Annotated in this window: 23 protein-coding genes; 17 read left to right on the forward strand and 6 right to left on the reverse strand. The window is 52.7% G+C overall.

Features of this window, described 5'->3' with window-relative positions:
- Positions 1 to 21: 21 nt before the first annotated feature.
- The 8 genes from ACT3RQ_RS01270 to ACT3RQ_RS01305 all read left to right on the forward strand — a co-directional run bounded on the left by ACT3RQ_RS01270 (position 22) and on the right by ACT3RQ_RS01305 (position 7,244).
- Positions 22 to 996 carry a 2-hydroxyacid dehydrogenase gene (locus ACT3RQ_RS01270; protein ID WP_444679798.1) on the forward strand — a complete coding sequence of 325 codons (975 nt, stop codon included), beginning with the start codon at positions 22 to 24 and terminating at the stop codon, positions 994 to 996.
- An 8-nt stretch (positions 997 to 1,004) separates the two neighbouring features.
- The gene (locus tag ACT3RQ_RS01275; RefSeq protein WP_444679799.1) at positions 1,005 to 1,676 is read left to right on the forward strand and encodes an HAD family hydrolase; all 672 of its coding nucleotides are present in this window, start codon (positions 1,005 to 1,007) and stop codon (positions 1,674 to 1,676) included.
- A 258-nt stretch (positions 1,677 to 1,934) separates the two neighbouring features.
- Positions 1,935 to 2,930, forward strand: a complete 996-nt coding sequence (locus ACT3RQ_RS01280; RefSeq protein ID WP_444679800.1) for a TRAP transporter substrate-binding protein — start codon at positions 1,935 to 1,937, stop codon at positions 2,928 to 2,930.
- Positions 2,930 to 3,472, forward strand: a complete 543-nt coding sequence (locus tag ACT3RQ_RS01285) for a TRAP transporter small permease (protein ID WP_444630030.1) — start codon at positions 2,930 to 2,932, stop codon at positions 3,470 to 3,472. Before ACT3RQ_RS01280 ends, ACT3RQ_RS01285 begins: the two co-directional genes overlap by 1 nt.
- Positions 3,469 to 4,743, forward strand: a complete 1,275-nt coding sequence (locus ACT3RQ_RS01290; protein WP_444679801.1) for a TRAP transporter large permease — start codon at positions 3,469 to 3,471, stop codon at positions 4,741 to 4,743. Before ACT3RQ_RS01285 ends, ACT3RQ_RS01290 begins: the two co-directional genes overlap by 4 nt.
- 33 nt (positions 4,744 to 4,776) lie before the next feature.
- Positions 4,777 to 5,607, forward strand: coding sequence for a 5-dehydro-4-deoxy-D-glucuronate isomerase (kduI, locus tag ACT3RQ_RS01295; protein WP_444679802.1), 831 nt, complete (start codon positions 4,777 to 4,779; stop codon positions 5,605 to 5,607).
- Between the two features lie 24 nt (positions 5,608 to 5,631).
- Positions 5,632 to 6,384, forward strand: coding sequence for a 2-dehydro-3-deoxy-D-gluconate 5-dehydrogenase KduD (kduD, locus tag ACT3RQ_RS01300; protein ID WP_444679803.1), 753 nt, complete (start codon positions 5,632 to 5,634; stop codon positions 6,382 to 6,384).
- A 65-nt stretch (positions 6,385 to 6,449) separates the two neighbouring features.
- Positions 6,450 to 7,244, forward strand: a complete 795-nt coding sequence (locus ACT3RQ_RS01305) for an IclR family transcriptional regulator (RefSeq protein ID WP_087109597.1) — start codon at positions 6,450 to 6,452, stop codon at positions 7,242 to 7,244.
- Here ACT3RQ_RS01305 and ACT3RQ_RS01310 read toward each other — a convergent pair.
- Positions 7,241 to 8,449: an amino acid deaminase gene (locus ACT3RQ_RS01310; RefSeq protein WP_444679804.1), complete on the reverse strand. Its 1,209-nt coding sequence runs from the start codon at positions 8,447 to 8,449 to the stop codon at positions 7,241 to 7,243. The two genes, ACT3RQ_RS01305 and ACT3RQ_RS01310, sit on opposite strands and share 4 nt — an antisense overlap.
- A gap of 122 nt (positions 8,450 to 8,571) precedes the next feature.
- Between ACT3RQ_RS01310 and ACT3RQ_RS01315 the strand changes: the two genes are divergently transcribed.
- From ACT3RQ_RS01315 to ACT3RQ_RS01330, 4 genes are all read left to right on the forward strand, one after another.
- Complete coding sequence (locus ACT3RQ_RS01315) at positions 8,572 to 9,435, forward strand: MurR/RpiR family transcriptional regulator (protein WP_444638765.1); 864 nt, start codon at positions 8,572 to 8,574, stop codon at positions 9,433 to 9,435.
- 1 nt (position 9,436) lies between these two features.
- A complete protein-coding gene (locus tag ACT3RQ_RS01320) occupies positions 9,437 to 10,924 on the forward strand; it encodes an N-acyl-D-amino-acid deacylase family protein (protein WP_444679805.1) in 1,488 nt (495 codons plus the stop codon).
- Positions 10,921 to 11,313, forward strand: coding sequence for a RidA family protein (locus ACT3RQ_RS01325; protein WP_126949383.1), 393 nt, complete (start codon positions 10,921 to 10,923; stop codon positions 11,311 to 11,313). The genes ACT3RQ_RS01320 and ACT3RQ_RS01325 overlap by 4 nt, the downstream gene beginning before the upstream one ends.
- 142 nt (positions 11,314 to 11,455) lie before the next feature.
- Positions 11,456 to 12,955 (forward strand): sodium:solute symporter family protein, encoded by a 1,500-nt coding sequence (locus ACT3RQ_RS01330; protein ID WP_444638762.1) that lies wholly within the window; start codon positions 11,456 to 11,458, stop codon positions 12,953 to 12,955.
- A gap of 95 nt (positions 12,956 to 13,050) precedes the next feature.
- Here the strand turns inward: ACT3RQ_RS01330 and uxuA are convergent, their stop codons facing one another.
- Genes uxuA through uxaC form a run of 3 tightly spaced genes read right to left on the reverse strand, consistent with a single transcriptional unit; the run spans position 13,051 to position 17,146 of the window.
- Positions 13,051 to 14,229, reverse strand: a complete 1,179-nt coding sequence (uxuA, locus tag ACT3RQ_RS01335) for a mannonate dehydratase (protein WP_444679806.1) — start codon at positions 14,227 to 14,229, stop codon at positions 13,051 to 13,053.
- 10 nt (positions 14,230 to 14,239) lie between these two features.
- A complete protein-coding gene (locus tag ACT3RQ_RS01340) occupies positions 14,240 to 15,706 on the reverse strand; it encodes a mannitol dehydrogenase family protein (protein ID WP_444679868.1) in 1,467 nt (488 codons plus the stop codon).
- A 30-nt stretch (positions 15,707 to 15,736) separates the two neighbouring features.
- Positions 15,737 to 17,146, reverse strand: a complete 1,410-nt coding sequence (gene uxaC, locus ACT3RQ_RS01345) for a glucuronate isomerase (protein ID WP_444679807.1) — start codon at positions 17,144 to 17,146, stop codon at positions 15,737 to 15,739.
- Positions 17,147 to 17,390: 244 nt separating this feature from the next.
- On the opposite strand from uxaC, the gene ACT3RQ_RS01350 reads away from it, so the two are divergent.
- From ACT3RQ_RS01350 to ACT3RQ_RS01370, 5 genes are all read left to right on the forward strand, one after another.
- On the forward strand, positions 17,391 to 18,389 hold the full coding sequence (locus ACT3RQ_RS01350; protein WP_444679808.1) for a TRAP transporter substrate-binding protein: 999 nt from the start codon (positions 17,391 to 17,393) through the stop codon (positions 18,387 to 18,389).
- Positions 18,390 to 18,393: 4 nt separating this feature from the next.
- Entirely contained in the window at positions 18,394 to 18,894 is a 501-nt protein-coding gene (locus tag ACT3RQ_RS01355; RefSeq protein ID WP_444679809.1) for a TRAP transporter small permease, read from the forward strand.
- 23 nt (positions 18,895 to 18,917) lie between these two features.
- Positions 18,918 to 20,216, forward strand: a complete 1,299-nt coding sequence (locus ACT3RQ_RS01360) for a TRAP transporter large permease (RefSeq protein WP_444630021.1) — start codon at positions 18,918 to 18,920, stop codon at positions 20,214 to 20,216.
- 19 nt (positions 20,217 to 20,235) lie between these two features.
- On the forward strand, positions 20,236 to 22,635 hold the full coding sequence (locus ACT3RQ_RS01365; protein ID WP_444679810.1) for a TIM-barrel domain-containing protein: 2,400 nt from the start codon (positions 20,236 to 20,238) through the stop codon (positions 22,633 to 22,635).
- A gap of 180 nt (positions 22,636 to 22,815) precedes the next feature.
- On the forward strand, positions 22,816 to 23,574 hold the full coding sequence (locus ACT3RQ_RS01370; protein WP_444631553.1) for a GntR family transcriptional regulator: 759 nt from the start codon (positions 22,816 to 22,818) through the stop codon (positions 23,572 to 23,574).
- A gap of 75 nt (positions 23,575 to 23,649) precedes the next feature.
- On the opposite strand, the gene ACT3RQ_RS01375 is transcribed toward ACT3RQ_RS01370, so the two are convergent.
- On the reverse strand, positions 23,650 to 24,939 hold the full coding sequence (locus ACT3RQ_RS01375; protein ID WP_444638756.1) for a TRAP transporter large permease: 1,290 nt from the start codon (positions 24,937 to 24,939) through the stop codon (positions 23,650 to 23,652).
- On the reverse strand, positions 24,936 to 25,430 hold the full coding sequence (locus ACT3RQ_RS01380) for a TRAP transporter small permease (RefSeq protein ID WP_444631555.1): 495 nt from the start codon (positions 25,428 to 25,430) through the stop codon (positions 24,936 to 24,938). Before ACT3RQ_RS01380 ends, ACT3RQ_RS01375 begins: the two co-directional genes overlap by 4 nt.
- Positions 25,431 to 25,458: the final 28 nt, after the last annotated feature.

The following is a 25,458-nucleotide window of genomic DNA, read 5'->3' on the forward strand; positions in this document are numbered from 1 at the left end:
ATCACAACACGAGGAGATAGCATGAAAAAAAGTATCATTGTGACAGGACGACTTGGCGATCCACTAAAAGAAACGCTAGCGCAACACTTTGAGCTTATTGAGCACTCAGGGCCACTTGATCCCACTCAGCAAGATGTGCTCGACATACTATCGAAGGCACACGGTATTATCGGCTCGGGACTGCCCATCACACCTGAATTACTGGATGCGGCGCCCGCGCTTGAAGTTATTTCGACAATTTCGGTGGGTTACGACAGCATCCCCGTGGATGAGTTAACCAAGCGTGGCATTATGCTGTGCAACACGCCTGATGTGCTCACTGAAACGACCGCTGATACCGGTTTTGCACTGGTGATGGCCTCAGCACGCCGGGTAACAGAACTTGCCGAATGGGTGAAAGCGGACAACTGGAAAGCCAGCCTTGGCCCTGATCACTTTGGTAACGACGTACACGGAAAAACGCTGGGCATGATAGGTTTTGGACGCATCGGCCAAGCGGTTGCCCGGCGCGGTGCGCTCGGCTTTGGCATGTCAATCCTCTACTCCAACGCGTCTCCCAAACCTGAACGCGAAGCAGAGCTAGGTGCCAAGCGCTGTGAGCTTAACGAACTGTTGGAAAAATCAGACTTTGTCTGTGTGACCGTCCCGCTAACCGCAGAGACCAAGCACCTAATCGGTGCCGACGAGTTTGCACGCATGAAGTCCTCAGGTATTTTCATCAACATTGCCCGCGGTAAAGTCGTCGATGAATCAGCGCTGATTGACGCACTTGAGAAAGGCACCATTAAAGCAGCGGGTCTGGATGTCTTCGAGCAGGAACCGCTGCCAGCCACCTCCCCTCTACTTAACATGACCAACGTCGTTGCCCTGCCCCATATTGGCTCCGCAACACATGAGACTCGCCAGGCAATGGCTCAGCGCGCCGTGGATAATATTCGCTTGGCCCTACAGGGCAAGCCTCCCATTAACCTGGTTAACGAGGACGTACGCCAATGAGCCCTGCTATGCCCAGAGCAACGACCGCCGATTACTGCCTACTGTTTGACAGCGATGGCACGCTGGTAGACAGCGAAGTACTCCTTGCAGAGGTAATGGGCGACATTCTTCCGGAGTTCGGCCTACCGTTCTCTGCGCGTCAGTATATGGAAGAGTTTCGTGGAGTACGCTTTCACACGATAGTCAATACGTTAGAAGCGCGCTTTCAGCCCCTCACAGAAGACCAGGCGGCGACGCTTGAAGCCGGTATGCGGACACGCATGGAAGCCCGCATGCGGGCAGAGCTTGAACCCATCGCTGGCATTTCAGATGCGCTTGATCAATTAAGCAGCTACGCCAAAGCCGTGGTATCTAACGGCCCCGAGCGCAAGATCCGCTGTGCCATGGAAAGCACTGGTTTAGGCCACCATTTTAAAGGGAATTTATTCAGTGCTTATACCCTGAATGTCTGGAAACCCGATCCCGAGCTTTACCGCAAGGCGGCGGCGGCAATGGGCTACGCGCCCGAGCAGTGCATTGTGATCGACGATGCGGCCGTAGGCGTAGAAGCCGGGTTGGCTGCAGGTATGCACGTTATCCATATTAACCACTTTCCTGATGAAGAGAGCACGCCCGAAGGCGCCGTTGGCATTCAGCATGCCAATGAATTGCCAGCAGCTATCGCGCGCTTAAATCTTTAATGGAAGTAGCATAGCCCCCCTCCTTTCCCATCATTCATGCTACCGCTAGGCATATTTACTCTGCCTAGCGGCGCGATTACCTGTCTACTTACTTAACCCTCTTTTTTATATCAAGACCATGGTCGCATAGCTCAAACATTGACCTGTGCAGGAATGGCGCTAAGCTTGGTCATAACTCAAATATAAAAATACATTTTATACTTGAGTTATGACGACTATGGCATAAAAAAAACATCAAAATAAAACGGAGAGCCTTCCATGCGCCTAACCCACCTGATGGCCAGCCTTGCTATCGGCTTCACGACATCTCTGCAAGCTGCTGACTTCACATTCAAATACGCTCATTCTCAAACCGATGATGCCCCGCGATCTGAGTCCATGCGTTACTTCAAAGAAGCACTTGAAGAGCGCAGTGATGGACGTATCGCGGTAGAACTCTATTTCAATGGCACGCTAGGGAAAGAGGAAGACGTACTTCAACAAGTCCAGATGGGGCTTATTCAAGGCTATCGCGGTGGCTTGTTTGCTCAAGCTAACCCCGCCTACCTGATCTATACCATGCCGTTTCTGTTCACCACGCCGGAACAGGCCATTGACGTTATGGAAGGCGAGCTGGGCCAAGCCATTAATGAAGGCGCACATGCAAATCAGCTGCATATACCGGTGACCGGAGTTGCAGGCGGCATGCGCCAGTTAACCAACAACGTTCGCGCCGTTAATCAAGTTGATGACCTCCGTGGTTTGAAAATTCGTACCCCGCCGCTGGCTCCCACGTTGCTGGCGTTTGAAGCGTTAGGAGCTTCCCCACAGCAAGTGCCTTATACCGAAACCTATATGGCAATGCGCACAGGCGTAGTCGATGGTCAGGAAAATCCGCCCTCCAATATCGCTGATATGAAATTCCATGAAGCTCAGGAGTACATGTCATTACTGAACTGGCAAATCCATCCTGACCCCTTCTTTATCAGCGCTCAGTGGTACGACCAGTTACCGGAAGACCTGCAGTCAATCGTTGACGACGTGGCTCAGGAGACGATGACGCGCTCCAACGAAATTTGGCTAGCCTCCGAAGCCAATTACCTCGACACACTTGGCGAGCACATGAGCATTAATGATATCGCCGACGAACACCGCCAAGGTTTTGTGGATGCCGTCGTTCCTGTTTGGGAGCACTTTGTTGAACGTGGTGACTTTAGCCAGGAGCAGTTAGAGCAAGTACTCACGCTGACCGATCAAGCCGAGGTATTGGAGTAATGAACCCTCCTCCACTGGCGCAACCGATGGCGGAAGATACCGTTTTGATGCGGGTAATGCGCCGCTTCGCTAGCCTATTGGAAAATCTTATTGCCGCATTAATTGCGGCGGTTTTCCTGCTCTGCTTGACACTGGTGATATTACGCTACGTATTCAGCATTGGCTTTGCCGGTGCTGAAGAGGTGATGCGCTTTCTATTTGTGTACTCCACCGCAATGGGGGCATCGGTCGCCATTTTGCGCGGCGAGCATATCCGTATCAGCGTGCTTGTGGATGCGCTGCCTACGTCAATAGCCGTCTGGCTCAACCGCTTACGCCATATACTCGTGATGGTATTCAATGGCTATTTGGCATGGCTCAGCATTAGCTGGATTGGGCAAGTGGGTCGCTTCCGCTCCGCCGTACTGGATGTGCCCAATTGGGTAGTGCAAATCAGCGTCCCTATTGGCGCGCTACTGGTCATCCTATTTTCTTTGGCGGTGCTAATGGGTGGAGAACGGCCCTCCGCTCAACGAGAAGACGCGCAGGAGAGCCAAGCATGATTTTACTGCTAGTTAGCCTAATAGTGCTTCTACTGATAGGAGTGCCCATCGCCTATTCGCTGGGGCTTTCGGGGTTGGTCTATTTTTTGATCATGCAACCAGGCTTGATTGGCGTGCTGCCCCAGCGGGTGCTGTCCGGAATGGATTTGTACACCATGATTGCCCTGCCGTTGTTTATTTTGATGGGATTGGTGATGAACGCTTCAGGCATTACCTCTCGCTTAATCGACTTCTGTTTGATGTTGGTAGGTCGTTTCCCTGGTGGTTTGGGGCACGTCAACATCTCAACATCGATGATTTTTGGGGGCATATCAGGCTCTTCTGTGTCTGATACGGCCTCGGTGGGTTCCTCCATGATTCCGGAGATGGCACGTAAAGGATATAGCGTCGAAACCGCCAGCGGTATTACCGTGGCCTCCTCCACCATGGGAATGATCATTCCACCCAGTGTACCCATGGTAATTTTCGCCGTTACCGCTCAGCAGTCTATCGGCACCATGTTTATGGCGAGCCTTGTACCTGGTTTACTGATTGGCTTGCTGATGATGGGCATTATTGCGCTAATGGCCGGTCGCCAAGGCTACCCCCGTGCCCACACAGGATTAACCTCTCAACAGCGCCGTCAGGTAATTCAACGTGCGGTACTCGCGCTATTAATTCCCCTGTTTGTCGTGGGTGCGGTGGTCGGTGGTGTCGCGACAGCCACTGAATCTGCCGCGTTAGGCGTGGGCTATGCGCTTTTTCTAGCACTGGTAGTCTTTAAAAGCCTCAAGCTGCGTGAACTGCCTGCACTATTTCGCTCTGCCGTCATGACCAGCGCCACAGTGATGATCATTATCGCCATGAGCCAGCTATACGTGTGGATTCTCTCGATGGAGCAGATTCCCCAACTATTGGCAGACTTTTTAGGCGGGCTGGATCTTACCCCGATGTTGCTCCTGCTGGTCATTGCTGCTGCCGTGCTACTGATCGGCACCTTTATTGATGTAACCCCTGCGATTTTGCTGATTACCCCAGTGGTGCTGCCGGTACTTGCCCTGGCCAATATTTCCCCCGTGCAGTTTGGCGTATTGCTGATTAGTGGCTTGGCTATTGGCTTGGTCACGCCACCGGTAGGCATGTGTCTGAACGTATGTTCATCCATTACCGGCCTCTCGATTGGACGTATTTTCCGTGGCGCTTTGCCGTTTCTCCTCGCAAACCTTCTGGTGATGCTGCTGGTAATAGCTTTTCCGCTCATCACCCTTTGGCCGCTCACACTATTCTCGTGAGCCCATTTACTTTCATCCTTTAAGGAAACTCATATGGATATTCGCCAAGCGCTTCATAGCGATCATTTTAAAACCCTCGATACTCAGGGATTGCGTGACAAAATGCTGGTTACCAAGATTATGGTGCCTGGCCAAATGTCACTAACCTATAGCCATGTTGACCGCATTATTGTTGGTGGCGCAGTACCCACTGATTCGCCGCTTACCCTGAGCGGTGGCAAAGAACTTGGCGTTGACTATTTTCTAGAGCGGCGGGAAATGGGCGTTATTAACATTGGCGCGCCCGGACGCATTACTGTCGACGGTGAAACAGTTGAGCTCGGCACCTACCACGGCCTGTATATTCCCAAAGAGAGCCGTGAGGTCAGTTTCGAGAGCCTTGATGCGAGCAAGCCTGCGCGCTTTTATATCAACTCAACGCCTGCCCATGTACGTTACCAGCTACGCCATATCCGCCCGGAAGATGCCTCGCCCACCACCCTTGGTGACCCTGAAACCGGCAATGTGCGTACCATTAATAAGTACCTGCATACCGATGTACTGGATACCTGCCAGCTATCCATGGGGCTAACCCAGTTAGAGCCCGGCAGTATGTGGAACACCATGCCCTGCCATACTCACGAACGGCGCATGGAAGTGTATTTCTACTTTGACTTGAGTGAAGACGATGTGGTGTTCCACCTGTGCGGCGAACCCCAAGAGACCCGGCATATCGTGGTTGCCAACGAACAGGCCGTGATTCACCCCAGTTGGTCGATTCACTGCGGCTTTGGCACTCGCCGCTACACCTTCATTTGGGGTATGTGCGGTGAAAACCTGACCTACGATGATATGGATTTTATCGCTTCTAAAGAGCTGCGCTAAACCACTACTCAGGGAGAGTGACCAATGACGCTATTTTCACTGAACGGCCAGGTTGCCATGGTGACTGGTTGCAACAAAGGGCTGGGGCAGGGAATTGCCATTGCACTGGCACAGGCGGGTGCCGATATCGTGGGGGTCAACCGCAGTCCTGCTGATGACACCCGCCAGCAGGTAGAGGCATTAGGGCGCCAGTTTTACGACATTACCGCTGAGCTGGGCAGTCAAGCACCTAGCGAGATTGTCTCACAGGCGATCGCACAAGCGGGCAAGGTAGATATCCTGGTCAACAATGCGGGAATTATTCGCCGAGCGGCAGCCGTTGAGTTTCCAGAGCAAGACTGGGATGACGTCATTGACGTTAATTTGAAAGCCGCTTTTTTTCTCGCGCAACAGGTGGCCAAACATCTTATCGAGCGTAAAGCGCCGGGCAAGATCGTCAATATCGCTTCATTACTGTCGTTTCAGGGCGGCATTCGTGTGCCCTCCTACACCGCCAGCAAAAGCGGTATTCTCGGTCTAACACGTCTACTCGCTAATGAGTGGGCGGGTCATGACATCAACGTGAATGCCATCGCCCCTGGCTATATGGCTACCGACAACACCCAAGCATTGCGCGACGACCCCCAGCGCCACGCTGAAATTCTTGGCCGAATCCCCGCTGGACGCTGGGGCACGCCCGAAGACTTAGCAGGTGCTGTGATATTCTTATGCTCCGATGCCGCCCGCTATGTACATGGGCATACCCTAGCAGTAGACGGCGGCTGGCTGGCACGCTAACCAAGCATTTTGGTTAATTAACATTACCATCAACGAGCGATTGGCAATTACGTAAGGAAGCTTGAATGAAGGAGAAGGCTGAAACGCAGTACCACGCCCCTGCCTTAGAAAAAGGGTTGGATATTTTGGAGCTGCTTGCTCAGTCTTCCCAGCCGTTAAGCACCCAAGCGATCGCCGAGCAGATCGGCCGTAAAACCAATGAGATGTACCGCATGCTGATGGTGCTGCGGGATCGCGGCTACGTCAGCATGGATGATAGCGGTAGCCGCTATCAGCTAACCCTAAAGATATTCGAAATGGCCCACCGCTTCCCTCCCACCAAGCGGTTAGTGCAGGCTGCGCTGCCACGCATGGAGGAGCTGTGCCATGAAATTTCCCAGTCATGTCATCTTAGTGTTGCACGTCCTGGCCATCTATTAGTTGTGGCTCAGTATGAAAACCCCGACAAGATGGGTTTTGGTCTCCGTTTAGGAGCCAAAATAGATATTTGCGGCTCCGGTTCAGGAGCCGTTATGCTGGCCTTTTTGGATGAGCCACGGCGGGCACGGGTACTGGCTGCCAGCGATGCCACGGTAGAGGAAGTGGTTAGAACACGTGCTCTATTTGACCCGATCCGTCAGCAGGGTTACCACATTGGCCCCAGCCCTCAGGTTCAAGGGCTAACCAACATCAGCTTTCCTGTCTTTGGCGTTCATGAGGTGATTGAAGCCGTTATCACCATCCCTTACCTCACGCTGATTCCAGAAGCGATGCACCGGGAAGTTCCCAGCATCGACCGCTGCCGTGAACAGTTAGGAGAACTAGCAAACGCCCTGACAATGGCTATTGGCGGGCGCCTACCAAAAGATACAACGAGCTAGAAGCAGGTAGTCAAATGCTCTTTAACGTTTAAGTCATTATCGACTAACAACAGCTGGCGCCATTTATCGAACGTTAAACAGGGGTGAGAGGCGCCAAACGCCACGATATCACCGACTTCTACATCCAGCGCCTCTTTAGGAAGCCGCACGAACGTGTGCTGATCCATGATTTTCGTCACTTCCCAATCATCCACTGACAACAGCTGTTCAGGGGTCCCGGCCTCCCTGTAGCGACGCAGGGCAATGGGCAACTGATCATGGCCGATATCACGCTTGCCTAATGCGATGATGGCAAGCCCCGGTTCAGGAAGCGACTGTACCTGGGCAAAGACCTCCAGAGCAGGCTCAAGGCCTTCCGACAAATCAGGCCGGCGTGCAAGCACAGCGGATTGCGCCTCACGATACAGCCCATGGTCGTGGACCACATAGCACCCTGGGCGTAATACGGCTGTAAATTGATCTTGAAGCGGCGCTCCTTCAAAAGCTTCTGCAATCAAATCATACCAGGCAGAACCCGATGCCGTGACAATGGGCTCAGGTTCTGAAAAGCGCTTTGCTGCCTCAAGCTCTACCGCCACATCCACTAGATATTTAGCGTAAGCACGAATACCGGCTTCTGGATCAGCACCGTGTACGACGCCTTCATAGCCTTTCAACCCCGCCAGGGAAAGCGCGGGTTCTTCAGCAATAGCCTCAGCCAGAGAGAGAATCTGTTGCTGGGTACGGCAGCCGCACCTCCCACCCGGAACACCTACCTCAATCAAAACCGGTAAGATCAGGCCTCGCTTGGCAAAAAATCGCCCAAGCTGGCGTACGTTTTCCTGGCTGTCCACAACACAGTAAAACGTCGCCCCTTGCTCTATCAGGCTAGCGACAATGGCCATATTCGACTGCCCCACCAACTGGTTAGCCATCAATAGCCGGGTGATTCCATGAGCAAAAGCTGCACGGCACTGTGGTGCAGTCGCCAAGGTAATCCCCCATGCACCCGCCTGAAGCTGACGCTGAAAAAGCGCTGGGGTCATCGTGGTTTTACCATGAGGCGCCAAACGGGCGCCGTGGGCTTCTGCAAAACGCTGCATCCACGCCACGTTATGTTCAAGCGGACCTTCATGCACCACAGCTGCAGGCAGACTGACGCCCCGCAACAGGTTAGGGCCTAGTTCCACGCTGCCTTTCTCTACTGCTGACGCCATTGAATGCATGTACCCATCTCCTAGAGTTTTAAGCGCATTTAACCGCATTAATGTTAGTTATTTTCACAACCATTGACTCAAAGATAGAAACTAACATACTTTTTAGGCAAGGCAACCATCAGGAGCTCACGGTGAGCCAAGAAATAGACATTTTGTCTCGAATAACTACTGACTTTAACGCGCTTCGCGACGCTGAACGAAAAGTCGCCGAGCTTATTTTTGCTGACATTGATTTTGTTACCGAATCAAATATCAGCGATATCGCCCAGCGCGCCGGAGTGAGTGACGCTAGCGTGACTCGCTTTGCACGCGCTATCGGCTGTACGAACGTGCGCGATTTAAAAACCCGCCTGACAAAAGCCTTAGGAGCAGGACGCCGGTTTATCCAGGAAGCCACCCCCGAAGACGGCTCCAGCGTGGTGTATGACATTGCGACCCAGACACTAGCACTCAACCGCGACTTACTCGCCCAAGCGGACGTGTCAGGCGCCGTTGAGCTGCTTGATAACGCTCGCCAGATACTCGTTTTTGGGGCGGGTGGCGGCTCAAGCATTCTTTCCCAGGAATTTCAGTTTCGCCTAGTGCGCCTTGGCTATGCGGTCTGCGCCTACCCCCAGGCGCTCTTGCCTCGCATGGTGGCGTCAACGCTTGAGCCCAATGACGTCGTGGTCGTGCTATCAGTCACTGGCTACACCCCTGAGATGGTGGAGTCGGCGCAAATTGCCAAGCAGTATGGCGCTAAGGTCATCGCTATCACCGCCATGAATTCGCCTCTCGCCACCACCTCCGACATTGTGCTGCCAATTACCTCGCGTGAAACCGACTTCATTTACCACCCTTCGGCTTCACGCTACGCCATGCTTGCCGTCATCGACGTGTTAGCACTCGAGCTTGCCATGCGACACCGCGAGCGCTCACGCACTAAATTGCGCCGACTCAAACTGAGCCTGGATGACCATCGCGGTGGTGATAATCGCCAGCCATTAGGAGACTAAGATGGTTTACGACGTATTAATTCGTAATGCCAACGTGCTGGATGGCGCTGGCACGCCGCATTTTCGTGCGGATGTCGCTATTCAAGGTGAGCGCATTTGCGCTATTGGCACGATGCCCTATGCAACGGCCACCACCGTTATTGATGCCCAAGAGCGTTATTTGGCTCCAGGCTTTATTGATGTTCACACCCACGATGATACCAATGTCATTCGTACGCCCGAAATGCTGCCAAAGCTCACCCAGGGCGTCACCACAGTAGTAGTGGGTAACTGTGGTATCAGTGCAAGCCCTGTAACACTTGCCGACAACGTCCCCGATCCAATGAACTTGCTGGGTAACCTTGAAGATTTTCGTTACCCAAGCTTTGCGGATTATGCCAATGCGGTAGACGCCGCCAAGCCGAGCATTAATGTCGCGGCCTTGGTTGGACACACCAGTTTGCGCAGCCAGGTAATGGACAGCTTTGCCCGCCCGGCCAACGCAGATGAAATCTCCGCTATGGATTCACTGCTACGCCAGGCACTGGATGAAGGCGCGCTGGGGCTTAGCTCGGGGCTTGCTTATCGCAACGCGATACATGCGCCAACCACTGAAATGGCGCCATTGGTGGCGGCAGTGGGGGAATCGGGGGGCGTATATACCACTCACCTGCGTGATGAGTTTGCGGGACTACTGAAGGCCATGGATGAGGCATTCACAACCGCTCGGGATGGTCAGGTTCCTTTAGTAATATCGCATCTTAAATGCGCAGGCGCGGGCAACTGGGGAGGCGCAGGCCAAGCATTGAGTAAACTTGAGGTAGCCGCCCAACATCAACATGCCCACTGCGACTGCTACCCCTATACGGCTGGATCTTCGACCCTGGACCTTGGCCAGGTAACGGATGAAATCGAGATCACGATCACCTGGTCAGAGCCTCATCCAGAGCAGGCGCGTCGCCCCTTGAAAGACATCGCTGCCGACTGGCATATGTCGCTTCTAGACGCTGCCAAGCAGCTACAGCCCGCCGGGGCGGTTTACCACAACATGAGCGAAGCGGATATGCAGCAAGTGCTCGCACATCCGCTCTCCATGGTGGGCTCCGACGGCCTGCCTAATGATCCGCATCCACACCCGCGGCTATGGGGCGCCTTTCCACGCGTTCTTGCCCACTACAGCCGTGATTTAAACCTAATGCCGCTTACAGAAGCGGTGCGCAAGATGACCAGCCTTTCAGCAGCCAATTTTGGTTTGACGGATCGCGGCGTCATACGCGTCGGCGCCTATGCAGATCTCACCCTTTTTGATCTTGAAGTGCTGGAAGATACAGCTAGTTACGAGGCCCCCATCGCGGCGGCTAAAGGCATCGATATGGTCGTAGTGAATGGCAAGCTTGCCTATTACCAGAGCGCTATTACCGACCAGCGTTCAGGGCGAATGTTACGCCGCACTGAGCGTATTGCTCAAAACTCCCCTCTCTCTCAACCCAAGCAGGAGAAAACATCATGAGTATTACCCGATATGGCACCGAAGGCGGCGTAGGCACCGGTGGTCAGAAACTACCTTTTGCTCGCGCCGTAGAGGCAGGTGGCTGGCTGTATGTCTCTGGCCAGACACCAATGACCGACGGTGAAGTTGTTGAAGGCGGCATTGTCGAGCAGACCCGCCTGGCATTCGACAACTGTTTAGCCATCATGCACGAGGCTGGCTACGGGGTTGAAGATGTTGTTCACGTAACGACCGTGCTGACGGACGCGCGTTATTTCACTTCTTTCAACAAGGTATTTAAGGAGATATTTGGCGACAACCCACCGGCACGTATCTGCAGCGTTCAAGACTTGGTGGTGGATTGCAAGGTCGAGGTTGACGTGAAGTGCTTCCGCGCTGATCGCGTTTAACTAACACAAAAAAGCGCCGTACCCCGGCAAGGGTACGGCACCAGATTACCGCCTGATCAAGAAAAAAAGCCCAGCGGTAATCGCCTGCATTGCTTAACGACAGCCGCGGCAACGGCTGAATAAACAACGATAAGAGGTTAGCATGAACAGTCAGATATTCCTTTCAGCCTTTATCATCTATATCGCCGTTATGATCTTGTTTGGTTGGTATATATCCCGACATAAACGAGGCAATGGCGATGATTTTCTATTGGGTGGCCGCAGTGTTCCGCTCTTCTTAACGGTTGGAACCACTGTCGCCACGATGGTGGGTACCGGCTCCAGCATGGGAGCCGTGGGTTTTGGCTATGCCAATGGCTGGGCAGGCGCGCTCTACGGTATTGGTGGCGCTATTGGGGTTCTCTTGCTTGCCGTCTGCTTTGCTCCGGTACGCAAGTTTCGCTTTATGACCATGAGCGAAGAACTGGCCTATTACGTTGGCGCTAATCGGCTGGTTCGCAATATCGTCGCGCTACTTATCTATATTGCCTGCATCGGTTGGCTGGGCGCGCATATCTTAGGTGGTGGCCTTTACCTCTCGTGGATGGCAGGTATTGACTTGACGACGGCGCGTATTCTGGTTGCTTTGGGATTTGGCATTTACTGTGTCATCGGCGGTTACTTTGCGGTTATCTGGACCGATACCATTCAAGCAGTCGTGCTTTTTGCAGGGTTTATCTTGATGGCCGTGCTGGCATTAGTAGAAGTTGGCGGCTTCTCGGGGCTAACAACAGGCATGGAGGCAGGTGCTACAAGCTTTTTAGGCATTGACCAAATCGGTGCGCTGCCTGCGCTTTCGCTTGCCGCCGTGATTGCTATTGGCGTGCTTGCAACACCCTCTTTCCGTCAGCGTATTTACTCTGGCGAATCAGTTGGGTCGGTGCGCCGCTCGTTTTTGATCACCGGCGTACTTTATATGGGGTTCTCAATCATTCCGGCAATTATCGGAATGGCAACGCATGCTCTTAATCCTGGGCTCGAAAATAGCAATTACGCCTTTCCTTTCCTGGCCACTGAAATCATGCCGCTAGGGTTGGGGCTACTACTATTGGTAGCGGGCCTTTCCGCCACTATGTCGAGCGCCAGCTCCGATGCGATCGCCGGTGTCTCCACGCTCATTCGGGATTTGTATGTGCTGGCGACGGGGCGTACACCCTCGGCCCGTAATGTGGTGCGCTTTTCACGTATTGCCTTAGTGGTAACCATTGGTTTGGCACTGCTTTTCGCACTCGCCTCGGACAACGTGATCACTTACATCACGCGTATGATCTCAACTATCCTGTCAGGGCTATTCGTTAGCGCCATGCTGGGTCGTTTCTGGCCACGCTATAATTGGCAGGGTGCCATTGCCACACTGATTTGTGCCTCGGCAACATCTTTAATAATTATCGCGAATAGCGACTGGACTGCTTTCTGGGGCAATCCAAGCATCCCCGCTGTTTTAGCGGCTCTAGTAGCGGGGGTGGTTGTCAGCTTACTGACACCAGCTTCCCGCGTCACCTCTGCCCAGGCCCTTGCGATTCTTGATCAGGAACGCCAGCGCATGGAGCAGGTGCCCGAGCCAACGCTGACTACAACGGAAGCGCCCGCTACGCCGCGGTAATCACGAATAGCTAGCATTACAAAAAAGCCCCGCTGACCCATTAAGTCAGCGGGGCTTTTTTGTCCTTATAACGATTTTGTGCTGATGGCGATGGCTTATCCGGCAGTTAGCTGGCGCACGGCGAGCTCCACGCCGCGTAGCTCAGCGAGCCCGCGCATACGGCCATAAAGCGGGTAGCCCGGCGCAGTTTTACGCTGTTGATCGTCGAGAATATGGTGGCCATGGTCGGGGCGTAATGGCAAACGCGCCCCGCCCTCTTTTTCACGGCGACGCTCCTCTTCGACCAGTGCCTGAATAACGCCGACCATATCAACGTTACCTTCCAGGTGCGGTGCTTCGTGGAATGAACGTGGGTCCACCTCGCGCTTTGTGGCACGCAGGTGGATAAAGTGAATATGCGGGGCGAAGTGGCGAGCCATGGCAACCAGGTCGTTGTCTTCACGAACACCATAAGAGCCGGTGCAAAACGTTAGGCCATTGGCCGGGCTGGGCACATGATCCACCACCCACTGCGCATCCTGATGCGTTGAAACTACCCGTGGCAAACCGAGAAGCGGCCGGGGTGGGTCATCCGGGTGGATCGCCATACGAATGCCGACTTCTTCAGCCACTGGAATAATCGCCTGTAAAAAGTAGCCAAGATTTTCGCGCAGCTTTTCAGCATCAATCTCGGCATACTCCGCCAGTACATTGCGAAACTGTTCCAGCGTATAGTGCTCTTCCGCCCCAGGCAGCCCGGCAATCAGTGTCGTCACCAGCTTGTCGCGGGCGGTCTGATCAAGCGTCTCAAGGTAGCGTTGGGCCATATGCTTATCCGCTTCGCTATACTCAGACTCGGCCCCTGGCCGCTTAAGAATATAGAGATCAAACGCCGCAAACGCGGTGTGATCAAAGCGCAGCGCCAGCGCACCATCCGGCAGTGCATGGACGAGATCGGTTCGCGTCCAGTCGAGCACCGGCATAAAGTTGTAACAAACGGTGTCGATACCGCAAGCTGCCAAATTACGTAGCGTTTGGCAGTACGTAGCAATCAACGCATCGCGCTCGGGCAGGCCCTGCTTTATCGCTTCATGGACCGGCACACTTTCAACCACCGACCAGCGAAGCCCGGCGGTCTCAATCAGGTTCTTGCGCGCTTGAATAGCCTCGACCGGCCACACTTGATGATTAGGTATTTCATGCAGTGCCGTCACAATGCCGGTCGCACCGGCCTGGCGAATTTCTTCAAGACGTATCGCATCGTTAGGGCCGAACCAGCGCCAGGTATGCTCCATAAATAACTCCCTATCCTTCGATGCCTAGCGCTGCTAACGCGGCATTTAACCCATCTTGCGTTAAGGCGCGATAGGCCGCTACTACGTCGTCGACAAACGGCTGATTGGTTGCCAACGCGGGCGGTACCACTTCGTCCATGGCTAAAAATGCGTTTACCAACGCGACCGGCTGGCCACCGTGAGTCTGATGTAGCTCAGCAAACTGTTTTGCCATGGGATCATCAACGGTATAAAGCTTGCCGTTTAGCTCTTGGCCGTCGGTATAACGAATCCACCCAGCCATTCCTAATGCAGTGCAAGGCGATACCTGCCCCGCTTGAATACGCTCAAGAGCGCCGCTCAGCCAGCGCTGGGGCAACTTCTGGCTGCCGTCCATGGCGATCTGCTGCAAACGGTGGCGCAAGCTGTCATTGGTAAAGCGTGAAAGTAGCGAATCAGCGTACACCGCAAGGTCAGTGCCTTCGGGCATATTAAGCGTCGGTGCGGCTTCTTCCAGCATGTAACGGCGCAGCAGCGCGCGCAGTGCCGGTTGGTTGATACCGTCATACACCGTTTCAACGCCTTCCAAAGCACCCAGATAGGCCAGCAGAGAGTGGCTACCGTTCAGCATTCGCAGCTTCATGGTTTCAAACGGGGCAACATCGGCGACCATTTCTACGCCGTCGGCCTCCCAGCTTGGCCGCCCGGTGGGGAAGTTGTCCTCTACCACCCACTGCGAGAATGCCTCGCCCACCACGGCATTAGGATCAGCAACACCCAAGGCAGCCAAGCGCTCAAAGTCAGCGTCGGTCATCGCAGGCACAATGCGGTCGACCATGGAGCTTGGAAACGCCACTTCGGCATCAATCCACTCGGCAAGTTCGGCGCTGCGCTGCTGGGCAAGCTTAACCACGGCTTTACGAGTACGCTGACCGTTGTCTGGCATGTTATCGCACGAAAGCACGGTAAACGGCGCCACGCCCGCGGCGTGCCGCCGAGCCAGCGCTTCAACCAGTAAGCCAGGAGCGGTCCGCGGCTCGCCGGGTGAGGCAATATCGCCCGCTACCATGGGATCGTCCAGGCGCAGCTCACCGCTGGCCGGGTTCAGGAAATACCCTTTTTCCGTCACGGTCAGCGTGACAATACGCGTCGCTGGCGCCGCCAGCCGCTCAAGCAGCGCGTCTCTATCCCGCCCCCAGTTGCCCGACGCATCGCGGCCGGAAAACAGCGTTTCTTCAATCACGCCGATCTCGCGTAGCGTCAGCGTCTGGCTGTCAGCATATTCCGCCACCTGATAGCGGTAACTCGCCTTGCGCAGGCTATCTACCAGGTCAACACTCGAGCGTAAATTGGCGCTACATACGCCCCACTCGCCATCGCCTGTGCGCTGGCGATAGCGCTCAAGATAAACCGCTTGGTGAGCACGGTGAAACGCGCCCAAGCCAAGATGGACAATGCTGATATGGCCGCTGGCTTGGCTAGCTTCGATGGTTTGCATGTTCAATGCAGTATTCTCCTTGGCGAGTTATTACACGTCGACATCGAAATAGCGCCGTGCATTATAGAAGCTGATATTGCTAACCAATTCGCCCAGCCAACGCTCATCGCTGGGAAGCTGTCCATCTTCCACCCAACGCCCTAACATACGGCACAAAAGACGCCTAAAGTATTCGTGGCGGGTAAAGGAGAGGAAACTTCGTGAGTCCGTCAACATGCCCACAAAGTGGCTTAAAAGCCCAAGCTGGGAAAGCTGGGTCATTTGCCGCTCCATACCATCCAACTGGTCGTTGAACCACCAGCCAGAACCGAATTGAACTTTACCGGGAATGCCGCTGCCCTGAAAATTACCAGCGGTAGTGGCCAGCACTTCATTAAACAGAGGGTTCACGCAATAAAGAATCGTTTTGGGCAATTGATCATTGCGATCCAAGGCATCCAAAAGCTGATTAAGCGGCGCGGCTATGGGTCTGTCATCCATGGAGTCGAAGCCAGCATCCGCGCCTATCTCCCGCCAACCGCGAGTACTGTTATTGCGTAACGGGCCCATATGGTACTGCTGTACCCAGCCACGCCGATGGTATTCGCGGCCCAGAAAGACCAGCACTGCCGTCATGAATTGCGCCTGCTCGTACTCATCAGGCAGCGTGCCATCCAGGCGGCGCTTAAGTATGCCATTTAATTCTGCATCGGTAGCCAAGGCAAACTGGACACGCTCCAAACCATGGTCGGCAATTTTGCACCCATGCGCGGTGAAGTGGTCCATCCGCTGTTCTAAAGCGCTATAGAGTGAGTTGATATCACTTATTTCTATCCCCGCTGCCTTGCCTAACTTCTCAAGATAAGAGGGATAATCAACCGCAGCCGGCTTAAATGCACGGTCAGGCCTGAAGCTTGGCAGCACTTTGACACTGAAACTTGTATCAGAGGCTATTTGTGCGTGATGGCCAAGGTCGTCAGCGGGGTCGTCCGTGGTACCCACCATGCGGACATTCATCTGCTGAAGGATACCGCGAGCGGAGAACTCAGGCTTGGACAGTAGCGAATTGCCCCGCTCCCAAATGGCATCGGCGGTGGCAGGGGACAGAAGCTGATCGGTTATTCCAAAGGGACGCCTAAGCTCAAGGTGCGTCCAGTGGTAAAGCGGATTACCCAAGGTATTAGGAACGGTAGCGGCCCAAGCTTGAAATTTTTCGTAGTCACTGGCATCGCCGGTGCAAAAACGCTCGTCCACACCGTTCCAGCGCATGGCACGCCACTTGTAGTGGTCACCTTTCAGCCAGATTTCGGTCAGGTTCTCGAAACGGCGGTCCAAGGCAATATCTTGAGGAGACAGATGGCAGTGGTAATCAAAAATGGGCTCTTTGCTTGCATAGCCGTGGTACAGACGCTTTGCCATTTCGCTATCAAGAAGAAAATCCTCGCCAAGGAATGCTGCCATGAAAACCTCCACTGCCATCGTTACGTCTTAGGGTAGAAAGAAACGAAGCTAGCCACCCCCGAATTGGTTAGGCCAAAGAGTCGACCCAGACGCACGTATTGTCAACCCTTCGCCCGCCAACTACGACGAAAGGCTCATTTAACAATCATATTGGTTAGTCCAATTTAGCAGGCTGTTCTTATCTGGCCCAATGACCACAACGTACAAATACTCTTTTAAGCAGGTTTTCAGGAGATGGGGCAACATGCATAAAGGCATAATTTCAGTCTTATCGGGCGCTCTATTCGCGCTTTCGGGCTGCTCAATGCCCTCAGAGGTGTCTTCGGGCGTTACTCAAATGAGGCTCGCTCACAACATGAGCGAGAGCCACCCTGTTCATAAATCCTTGGCATATTTCACCGAACGGGTCCGTGAAAAAAGCGGCGGAGAACTGTCGTTCCAGATTTACGCCAATGGCCAGCTTGGCTCTGAACGTGAAGTCATTGAGTTAGTTCAAACCGGCGCCGTGGATGTTACAAAAGTGAGCGCCACCGCGCTTGAGAGCTTTTCTAACATCTACTCTCTGTTCAGCATTCCTTACCTCTTTGCCAACCCTGATCACTACTATCGCGTCATGGATAGCGATATTGCCACCGATATCTACCAGCAAACCGCCGACAATGGCTTTTTTGGTCTGACCTATTACGACTCGGGCATTCGTAATGTTTATACCATTGATACGCCCGTACGGACTCCGGCCGATATGCGTGGTTTAAAGTTGCGCGTTCAGCCCAGTCAAACTGCGCTGGAAATGACTCGTTTAATGGGCGGCGCACCAACTCCCATGGCATACGGAGAAGTATACACGGCGTTACAGCAAGGGGTGATTGACGGCACCGAGAATAACGAAACAGCCTTGACGTCATCCAACCATGGAGAGGTAGCCAAGGAGTACTCCTATACCGCCCATGCCATCGTGCCCGACCTGTTGATTTTCAGCCAACACCGCTGGGAGAGTTTCACGCCACAGCAACAAACATGGCTTAGAGAAGCGGCAATTGAATCCACCGCGTTTCATAAGGAACTCTGGGCTAAAGAGATCGAACAGGCGGTCACAAAAGCGCAGGAAATGGGCGTTAACTTCCATCACGACGTGGATGTGGAAGCCTTCCGTGAATCGGTTGCCCCCATGCACGAAAGAGTTATGGAAAATCCGGTTCTGGCACCTCTTTACAAGCGCATACAAGAACTAACGGAGTCTTGAAGCCATGGTAAACACGATTAATCGCTGGCTGAGCAAAGTCATCACGGTGCTTACATCAGCAATGCTAGTTATCATGGTGCTGGTTGCACTATGGCAGGTGGTGAGCCGCTATTTGCTGAATGATCCCAGCACGTTTTCGCAGGAGTTCCTGCGCTATTCGCTTATCTGGATCACGATGATCGGAGGCGCGCTCGCCTTTCACACTAAAAAGCACATTGCGGTAGAAATGGTGACTAACCGGTTTTCTCCTGGCCTGCAGAAAGCCGCTCGGTTTGGCGTACTCGCCTTCCTGATCCTCTTTTCTATTATCGTCATGATTTATGGGGGCGTCTGGCTGGTCTCTTTAACCATGTCCCAACAGACCGTCTCTCTTGGCATACCGATGGGATATATCTATCTCTCCCTACCCATCTCGGGCGTTCTAATTCTTTGGTTTTGTATTTCAGAGCTTATTAATCCCAGCGCCGGAATCCCCCACGATTTCGATCAAACCTTAGACGTTTAATACACAATTAAGGCATTTGAGCCATGACAATTATTGCAGGTTTCAGTCTACTCATTTCTTTCTTTATCCTTCTTTTTATCGGGGTACCAATCGCCATCAGTATGGCGGGTGCCTCCATCGTAACAATGCTACTGATCGCTCCGTTTGATGTTGCGGTATTTACCTCAGCACAAAAGATGGTGACCGGTATTGATAGCTTCACGCTACTCGCCGTTCCTTTCTTTTTGCTTACCGGCATCATTATGAACCAGGGAGGGATCGCACTTCGCTTGGTCAATGTGGCAAAGCTCTTCACGGGACGCTTACCCGGTTCTCTTGCGCACACTAATATTGTCGGCAATATGCTGTTTGGCTCACTTGCAGGCTCTTCTGTGGCCTCTGCGGCGGCGATCGGTAAAGTCATGCAGCCACTGCAAGAGAAGGAAGGTTATGACCGTAAGTTCTCTGCCGCGGTTAATATTGCCTCAGCCCCCACGGGGTTAATTATCCCACCGACCGGGCTTTTCATTATTTACTCCCTGGTTAGCGGTGGCACCTCGGTGGCTGCACTATTTTTAGCAGGCTACATCCCAGGCATACTCTGGGGAATGGCAACCATGGCGGTGGCCTACATCATTGCCAAGCAAAGAGGCTATACCACGCCACATAAAGTTCCCTTGCGCGCTGCCATGAAAGTACTGTGGGACGCCGTACCCAGCCTGTTTTTAATCATCATTATTATCGGCGGTATTACAGGTGGCATATTTACCGCCACCGAGGCGTCGGCTGTGGCCGTGCTGTATGCGTTACTGCTCTCTTTCGCCTATCGCAGCTTATCGATTAAGCAACTGCCCGGCATACTCAAGGAAACAGCAGAGCTTACCGTTGTCATCATGTTCCTTATCGGCACATCCGCCATGCTGGCGCTAGTGATGGCTTTCACGGGGATTCCAGCGGCTATCAGTGAAGGTATTTTGTCGCTTACTGATAACCCCATTCTGATTCTCATAATGATCAATATTATCTTGCTATTGATCGGCACGTTTATGGATGTCACGCCGGCCATATTGATCTTTACTCCTATCTTTTTACCCGTGGTGTCGGAATTTGGCATGAGCCCAGTGCACTTTGGTGTCGTGCTCATCGTAAACTTGTGTATCGGCAACATCACGCCTCCCGGCGGCAGCGCGCTGTACGTTGGCAGCAAGGTAGGCAAAGTCAAAATGGAAGAAGTGATCAGACCTCTTTTACCGTTTTATGCGGCGGTCATCGCGGTCCTCATGCTGATAACGCTACTGCCGATTCTCAGCGAATGGCTTCCGCGCCTAGCCGGCCTCATGTAATTTTGAAGGATTGACCTCGATGAATATTCAAGAGCGCTATTGCTTTCACTTAGCCAAGACTCAGCAAAACCACCTCATCTTTGCATCAAGGGATGAAGACGTGAAGGCCCACTTCTTTATCCTTGAGGAGGGCATATTTCGCGTACTTTTTGAAAAACAAACAGGACTTGAGGTTGGTAAGACCTGGAGTATTGCGCCAGGCCAAGACGATCTTCCTCATCGTGGCCGAGACAGGTTCAGTACCGAGCACTTTAGTTTGCCAGGCTACACGCTATCTGAGGATGAACAGAGCTTTGCAATCCAAACTCGCCAGCTAAAAGCCGTCATTCAAAAGGAAGGTTTTCGAATTGACTGGTATCACACCACTCACGGCCAGTGGCAGCTGTTCGCTCAGGACAGACAGACCCAAGCGTATAACTTCAATGGCGAATTAGGCCAGGAACTCAAGCACTACCTGAAAAGAGATATTCAGGAGCAGTATTACGGTTTGGGTGAGCGATCCGGGCACCTAAACCATCATCACCGCCGCTATCGTAATATTACGATCGATGCGATGGGTTATGATGCCGAACATTCGGATCCGCTGTATAAACACATTCCTTTTTATATTACCCGCAAGCCGGAACAAGCGTTCTCCTACGGTCTTTTCTATGACAACTTAGCGCCTGGCTACTTTGATATGGGCCGCGAGCTTGATAACTATCATGGCCTTTATCGTTACTTTGAAGCCGAATCCGGTGACCTGGATTACTACATGATCGCCGGCCCTCATATGCGCGATGTAGTGACCAGTTATACCTGGATGACGGGTAATACGGCCCTGCCACCCAAATGGAGCATCGGTTACTCCGGCTCAACCATGAGCTACACCGATGCTCCCAATGCACAAGAGCAGGTGTGGGAGTTTATTGAGCAGTGTGAAAAGCACGACATTCTCTGCGATTCATTTCAGCTCTCGTCGGGTTATACCTCCATCGATGGCAAACGCTACGTCTTCAACTGGAATACGCAGAAATTTCCCGATGCTAAAAAGCTCTCGGCAGACTTCAAGCGCAAAGGTATCCGCCTTGCCGCCAATATAAAACCGGCGCTGCTCACGGACCATCCGCAGTACGCAAAACTGGAGTCGCTTGGCTATTTTCTAAAAGATGAAAGCGGTAATACAGAGCTTGCGCAGTTCTGGGATGGTGGGGGCGCACATGTCGACTTCACCAATGAGGGCGCCTATACCTGGTGGAAAGAGGAAGTAACCCGGCAGCTGCTTGAGTATGGTATCGAGACGACCTGGAACGACAACAACGAGTATGAGATTTGGAGTAAAGGCACTCAAGCAGACGGCTTCGGCGCTCGCCTTCCCTTTACACGCATTCGTGCGCTCTTCCCACTATTAATGATGAAGGCCTCTTTCGAAGCACAAACAACCTACGCTTCTGAAAAACGTCCTTTCCTCATTTCGCGCTCGGGCGCACCAGGCATGCATCGTTACGTGCAAACCTGGACCGGTGACAATCGCACCGAATGGAAAACCATCAAGTTTAATAACAAGACAGGTATTGGCTTGAGCCTTTCGGGCGTTTATAACTTCGGCCACGATGTAGGAGGCTTTGCTGGCCCTAAACCGGATTCAGAGCTTTTTATCCGCTGGGTGCAAAATGGCATCTTCCACCCTCGTTTTACCATTCACTCCTGGAACGAAGACGCAACGGTCAACGAGCCGTGGATGTATAACGAGGCCGTCGCCCCTATTCGTCAGCTGATAAAGCTACGCTCACGACTAACGCCCTATTGGTATAGCGCGTTTTACAAGGCCCATGTACATCACGAGCCAATCCTCAAACCCACCTTCTTCGATTTTGAAGAGGACACGCGCACCTGGCTTGAGAACGACGACTTTTTAGTGGGCGAATCGTTGCTCGTTGCAAGCGTTGTTGAGCCCGGCGTCTCGACTCGCGATGTCTACGCGCCTGAACACCCAGGTGGCTGGTTCGATTTTTATACGGGCAGGTTCATCGCAGGCGGCACACAAGCCACGCTCGACGCACCTCATCATCAAACACCTCTTCTCGTTAAAGCGGGCGCCATTATCCCCACCAACGAGGCTTCACGCACATTTGCCAATAAAGATGAGGACCAGCGCGGCTTTTTACTGTTCCCGCCGCGGGGAGCAAATGGCATATCTCGGTACACCCATTATGAGGATGACGGCGAAACGAGCCATTGGCGCACCGCTCATGCCTTGGTAGAGCTTCAAATGCATACTAGCGAAGATGCCATCCATGTAACGACAGACGTCATTTCTAATGGCTATCGCCTCCCCTACGAATCAGCGATCTTCATACTGGCTACCGGCGACACCCGCACGCTGTACATAAACGGTGAAGAGAAGCCGAAAAGCAACGAAGTCACTGCCTCCCTATAGCAGGAGTTAAACGCTGGGATAAGAAGCAGGCTCTAAGAGAGTAAGTGCTCTTGAAAAGTGAAGCGAGGAAAGCCCCCTCGCTTCACTCGCCGCGTTTAAGGAAAACCTGTGGGTACAAACGCTTATTACCGTTTGAATGGCCTTCTGGTTCAGCACTTTATTTAGCCTTGGAACACAAAAATGCAACTGCCTACCCCCCAACGTCTCTATCAAAAAACCGGGTTACAACTGAAAGAGCGCATCTTGTCTGGCCTTTACAGCGAGGGCAACCGGCTTCCCGCCGAGCGTGATATCGCTGAAGAGCTGGGCGTTAGCCGCACAGTGGTTCGTGAAGCGCTGATCATGCTGGAACTCCAAGGTCTAGTGGAGGTACGCAAGGGGTCAGGCATTTATGTGCTGCCGCCTCCCAAGGAGCCTATACCCAGTAAAACCGAAGACGAGGATAACGCGCTCAGCGCCGGCCCTTTCGAAATGCTCCAGGCACGCCAGATTATCGAGAGTCAGATTGCAGCGCTTGCGGCCACCCTAATTACCAAAAACGATATACTGGAACTGATGGAGATCAGCAAACAGGCGCGCGATGAAGACCGCTACCAGGATTCAGAATGGGACAAACGCTTTCATTTACAAATAGCCAAGTCGAGCCAGAACGCTGTTTTAGTCTATCTGGTCGAAAAGCTTTGGTATCAACGCGATAAAAATTTATTGTGGCAAAAACTCCATGATCGAATTGATAACCGCCAATCGCTGGATAGTTGGTGCGACGATCATGATGTTATTTTAAAAGCGCTAATTCGACGCGATGCCAGCGCCGCTCACCAAGCCATGTGGCAACATCTCGAAAATACGAAAGAGATGCTTTTTAAAGCCAGTACATTAGAGGAAGAAGACGAACTTGACTACTACCTCTTTGCCGACAAAGTGGTGTTAAAAGAGTAGCGCCGAGTTATTACCCGGCGCTCAGCAACCCATCGTGTCTTGGCACGTTTACAACGCTAGCTCTTAAAAGTCGCTTCAGCCGAGCAATAGGTTCGGCAAAAATAAAACAATATTGGGGAAGAATATAATACAGGAGACGACTACAAAAACAGCTAATACATAAGGTAGTAGCTCTCTGCTATAGTCATAAAAAGAGCAGCGTAAAATACCGCAAACCGTATACATCGAGATGCCTACAGGCGGCGTCATCCCTCCAAATGTCACCAGCGTCATCATCAACAGCCCGAAATGAACGGGGTCCACGCCAGCAGCTTTAATAACAGGCACAAGAATAGGCGTTAGCAGCATCACGACAACGGTTGCTTCAAGCAGCATCCCCATACAAATCAGCAAGAATGCAAGTACAAACAACAAAGCAGTTTGGTTAGTAAAAACGCCCAAGGTAAGTTCCGCTATTGTTTGAGGTACACGCTCGAAAGACACCACATAACCGATAATGCCGGCAAACATGATAATCAGCATGACCATCCCAATGTCTCTTACGCTGGCACGCATGGCATTGAGCAACTCTTTAACACCCATTTCTCGATGAATGACGCAGCCGATGAAGAGCGCATAAGCAACCGCAAAAGCGCCCGCCTCGGAAGGCGTAAATAACCCATAGCGGATACCCACCAATAGCCAGACCGGAAACAGTATGGCCCAAATACTTTCTCGCAGCGCTTTTAGAATCTCCTTGCCCTTCGGTAGATGAGACCTGACAGGCTGATAGCCACGATGTTTGGCCATGATATAAGTGGTGACCATAAACGCGACCATCAATAAAAAGCCAGGAACCAGTCCAGCGATAAATAGGCGCCCGATGGAGACCTCTCCTAGATACCCATACAAGATAAGACCAATACTAGGCGGGATCGTCGCAGTAATGAGACCGCCTATCGAAAGCACGGCACCTGAAAAGCCAGCAGAGTAGCCCCCCTTAATCATACTTTTACCCAAGACGCGCGACTGCATAGCGGCATCGGCTACCGCGGATCCAGACACCCCGCCCATCAAGGTGCTCAATACGATGCTCGCCTGGGCCAAACCGCCACTCATCCACCCCGCCAAGAGCGTCGAAAGGTGAACCAGCCGAGGCGTTATACCGCTGGCATTCATCAAGTGCCCGATAAAAATAAACAGCGGCACGGCTAATAGCGGAAACGACTGAGTGGACGACACAACACGCTGTACAGCGATACTGGTTGGCAGGAATGTATCCGGCAGTAAGAAATACGAAAATCCAGCAATGCCGATCGCAAAAGCCACCGGCATGCCTATCGCCATAAGCAACAACCCAAACCCCAACAATAAAGCGGCCGTCATAGTGTTTCCTCCACCGCGTTATCGTCGTCTGCAACCAGGCTTGCGATAATCCCTATCGATGTTATACGACGCAGTAGCGTTATTATCATTAAGACAGCACCAACCGGCAGCGCCAATGTGATATAGCCATAACTCAACCCGGCAACGCCCATAGGTCTTTGCCAGTTTGAAGTAGCTAAAATAAAGCCATACCAGGCAAGCAGCACGAGAAATAGCAGCATCATCCCTAGGCACAAGCTGGTAATAATTAACTGCAATTTAGCGGGTAGACGAATAACCAACGCATCTATTCTCACCTGTCCCCCATGGCGCAGCGTAATATCCGCACCCAATACAGCAGTCCAAATGAACAAAAACTGCGCAAGTTCAGCGCCACCAGCGAAAGGCTGGCCTACAGCTCTAGCGGTTGAGCTAACTAACATCGTAAGAGAGGTGCCCCCTAGAAGCGATATAGCCAGCCACTCTTCGCCCTTGTCGTACCAGCGCCACATATTGAATCCTTCCTACTAAGGGCATACG

The sequence above is a fragment of the Halomonas sp. AOP43-D1-4 genome, from assembly GCF_052446175.1.
Classification (GTDB): domain Bacteria; phylum Pseudomonadota; class Gammaproteobacteria; order Pseudomonadales; family Halomonadaceae; genus Vreelandella; species Vreelandella citrativorans.

Coding starts and splice junctions, on each gene's coding strand:
- ACT3RQ_RS01350 (WP_444679808.1), top strand. CDS start 17,391: ATGCATAAAGGCATAATTTCAGTCTTATCGGGCGCTCTATTCGCGCTT.
- uxuA (WP_444679806.1), bottom strand. CDS start 14,229: ATGGAGCATACCTGGCGCTGGTTCGGCCCTAACGATGCGATACGTCTT.
- ACT3RQ_RS01375 (WP_444638756.1), bottom strand. CDS start 24,939: ATGACGGCCGCTTTATTGTTGGGGTTTGGGTTGTTGCTTATGGCGATA.
- ACT3RQ_RS01285 (WP_444630030.1), top strand. CDS start 2,930: ATGAACCCTCCTCCACTGGCGCAACCGATGGCGGAAGATACCGTTTTG.
- uxaC (WP_444679807.1), bottom strand. CDS start 17,146: ATGGCAGCATTCCTTGGCGAGGATTTTCTTCTTGATAGCGAAATGGCA.
- kduI (WP_444679802.1), top strand. CDS start 4,777: ATGGATATTCGCCAAGCGCTTCATAGCGATCATTTTAAAACCCTCGAT.
- ACT3RQ_RS01325 (WP_126949383.1), top strand. CDS start 10,921: ATGAGTATTACCCGATATGGCACCGAAGGCGGCGTAGGCACCGGTGGT.
- ACT3RQ_RS01290 (WP_444679801.1), top strand. CDS start 3,469: ATGATTTTACTGCTAGTTAGCCTAATAGTGCTTCTACTGATAGGAGTG.
- ACT3RQ_RS01365 (WP_444679810.1), top strand. CDS start 20,236: ATGAATATTCAAGAGCGCTATTGCTTTCACTTAGCCAAGACTCAGCAA.
- ACT3RQ_RS01305 (WP_087109597.1), top strand. CDS start 6,450: ATGAAGGAGAAGGCTGAAACGCAGTACCACGCCCCTGCCTTAGAAAAA.
- ACT3RQ_RS01270 (WP_444679798.1), top strand. CDS start 22: ATGAAAAAAAGTATCATTGTGACAGGACGACTTGGCGATCCACTAAAA.
- ACT3RQ_RS01380 (WP_444631555.1), bottom strand. CDS start 25,430: ATGTGGCGCTGGTACGACAAGGGCGAAGAGTGGCTGGCTATATCGCTT.
- ACT3RQ_RS01310 (WP_444679804.1), bottom strand. CDS start 8,449: ATGCATTCAATGGCGTCAGCAGTAGAGAAAGGCAGCGTGGAACTAGGC.
- ACT3RQ_RS01360 (WP_444630021.1), top strand. CDS start 18,918: ATGACAATTATTGCAGGTTTCAGTCTACTCATTTCTTTCTTTATCCTT.
- kduD (WP_444679803.1), top strand. CDS start 5,632: ATGACGCTATTTTCACTGAACGGCCAGGTTGCCATGGTGACTGGTTGC.
- ACT3RQ_RS01355 (WP_444679809.1), top strand. CDS start 18,394: ATGGTAAACACGATTAATCGCTGGCTGAGCAAAGTCATCACGGTGCTT.
- ACT3RQ_RS01330 (WP_444638762.1), top strand. CDS start 11,456: ATGAACAGTCAGATATTCCTTTCAGCCTTTATCATCTATATCGCCGTT.
- ACT3RQ_RS01370 (WP_444631553.1), top strand. CDS start 22,816: ATGCAACTGCCTACCCCCCAACGTCTCTATCAAAAAACCGGGTTACAA.
- ACT3RQ_RS01320 (WP_444679805.1), top strand. CDS start 9,437: ATGGTTTACGACGTATTAATTCGTAATGCCAACGTGCTGGATGGCGCT.
- ACT3RQ_RS01280 (WP_444679800.1), top strand. CDS start 1,935: ATGCGCCTAACCCACCTGATGGCCAGCCTTGCTATCGGCTTCACGACA.
- ACT3RQ_RS01340 (WP_444679868.1), bottom strand. CDS start 15,706: ATGCAAACCATCGAAGCTAGCCAAGCCAGCGGCCATATCAGCATTGTC.
- ACT3RQ_RS01275 (WP_444679799.1), top strand. CDS start 1,005: ATGCCCAGAGCAACGACCGCCGATTACTGCCTACTGTTTGACAGCGAT.